Source organism: Aeromonas sp. QDB23, assembly GCF_027707745.1.
Classification (GTDB): Bacteria; Pseudomonadota; Gammaproteobacteria; order Enterobacterales; family Aeromonadaceae; genus Aeromonas; species Aeromonas allosaccharophila.
In genome coordinates this window covers 1-1,480 of record NZ_JAPCJA010000141.1, presented here as the reverse complement: position 1 = coordinate 1,480, position 1,480 = coordinate 1, and the positions used below count along the sequence as shown (strand labels likewise).

The window sequence follows — 1,480 nt, the reverse complement described above, 5'->3', positions numbered from 1 at the left end:
ATGACTCATGATGAACCCTGTTCCATGGCTCCAGATGACAAACATGATCTCATATCAGGGACTTGTTCGCACCTTCCTTAAACCAACCTGCTCTAATGCGCTGGTATCCACCTTTTTATCTACAGTTTCAGCTCGCTTATAATGACGCATTGCCAACATACGATTCAGTGCACTCTTAACAGGTGCTATATCGCCAGCGGTCAACAGATTCGCCAAATACTGTAAAGGAATTCGCAAGCTAGAAATATCTGGTAGAACACCATCATCACCTAAATAGCCTGCATCTTTGGCTGATTGGATAGGGGAAAGAGGTGGTACATACCATACCATCGGTAACGTGCGATACTCTGGGTGTAATGGGAGTGCAAGCTTCCATTCCATCGCCATCTTGTACACAGGTGACTTCTGAGCAGCATCTAGAACATTTTGAGTGATGCCTTGCTTTAAGGCTTCTTCAATGATAGCAGGATCATGTGGATTTAAGAAAATCTCCAACTGCTTGTTGTATAAATCCTTGTCATTTTCAGTTGATGCTGCTTGCTCAATACGATCTGCATCATAAAGGATTACTCCCAGATATCTAATTCGTCCTACACATGTTTCAGAGCAGACGGTTGGTTGACCAGACTCAATTCTGGGGTAGCAGAAGATACATTTTTCAGATTTACCACTTTTCCAGTTAAAGTAAATCTTCTTGTAGGGGCAACCAGTAAGACACATACGCCAACCACGACATTTGTCTTGGTCAATAAGGACAATGCCATCTTCTTCACGTTTATATATTGCCCCACTAGGGCAAGTAGCCACACATGCAGGATTCAAGCAATGCTCACAAAGCCGAGGGAGATACATCATGAACGTATTTTCAAACTGTCCATACATCTCCTTTTGGATGTGGTTGAAATTGTAGTCTTGTGAACGCTTAGTGAATTCCCCGCCCAAGATTTCTTCCCAGTTTGGGCCATTGTTGATCTTGTCCATACGTTGACCAGTAATCAGTGAACGTGGACGTGCTATTGGCTGATGCGCACCTTGTTTAGCATTATGTAAATGCTCATAGTCAAAGGTGAAAGGCTCATAATAGTCATCAATAGTCGGCATGTCAGGGTTGTTAAAAATCTTGGCTAAAACGCCAATCCGGTTACCCATTCTTGGAACGATTTTTCCATTGATATTTCGAACCCAGCCACCCTTCCATTTATCCTGATTTTCCCAATCGTTTGGATAGCCCACGCCTGGCTTGCTTTCTACGTTATTAAACCAGGCGTATTCCATTCCCTCGCGACTTGTCCATACGTTCTTACAAGTAACAGAGCAAGTATGACATCCGATGCATTTATCGAGGTTTAGCACCATTCCAATTTGCGCACGAATTTTCATTTTTACTTCTCCCCTGCCTTGTTACGTAACTGTTCACCCAGATGGCATTGACAGGAAAAAGTGAGACGATCATCCCTTGATCCACTGTTGCCCCTTGCCT

1 protein-coding gene is annotated in these 1,480 nt (G+C 43.4%); it reads right to left on the bottom strand.

What is annotated here, in order from left to right; all coding sequences use genetic code 11:
- Positions 1-54 precede the first annotated feature (54 nt).
- Positions 55-1,380: a nitrate reductase subunit beta gene (gene narH, locus PG888_RS22820; protein ID WP_442866252.1), complete on the bottom strand. Its 1,326-nt coding sequence runs from the start codon at positions 1,378-1,380 to the stop codon at positions 55-57.
- Positions 1,381-1,480: the final 100 nt, after the last annotated feature.